The following is a 628-nucleotide window of genomic DNA, read 5'->3' on the forward strand; positions in this document are numbered from 1 at the left end:
GCGCTCTCCATCTTTTTGCTTTGGAATGGGTGCTGCTGGATTGTATTTTATTCCAAATTTCGACTCTAAAGAGAAGTAGCGAGGATCGTTATCAAAGCGCATCCCATGGTTAAACGCCGCCATCACATAGCTACGTACTCGGTTGCTTTGGGTGATAGCTCCACGCTGGATCATCTTACTAATAACGTATTTAATATCATCTGTCGTTACATCACACGCTTTGGTGTTTTTGTCTATATATGGATAGAACTCTCGTACCAGCGCATTTCGCACGTCTTCATACGTTCTCTTTCCATCTATTTTCATGCGCTCCGTATAGCTATGAAATAGCTCATCAATGGTTCCTAAGCTTTTACTCTCAGCATCAATTTTTTTCTGCTCGCTCTCTTGTTGTTCAAGGTGCAATTTGGGATCTTTTCCGCCGAGCAACAGTTGTGAGAAAACTTGGGCTTTCTCGCGAGCTTCTGCAAGAGTCATGCTGCCAGCACGTGCACTGAATAAACCGATTGAGATAAATTTTTCTTTCTGGTGCTGGTAGTAGCGAAACACGAACTGCTTTTTCCCACTAGTGAAAATTTTCACTCCCAAACGCCCTGTACCGCGTTGACCTGATTGATCCCAGAGATAA

1 protein-coding gene is annotated in these 628 nt (G+C 43.5%); it reads right to left on the reverse strand.

Annotated elements, in window-relative coordinates; all coding sequences use genetic code 11:
- A partial coding sequence (locus tag R7Z50_RS28585) for an Arm DNA-binding domain-containing protein (RefSeq protein ID WP_318149891.1) occupies positions 1-628 on the reverse strand: 628 nt, incomplete at both ends.

The organism is Vibrio sp. 1249-1 (assembly GCF_033340495.1).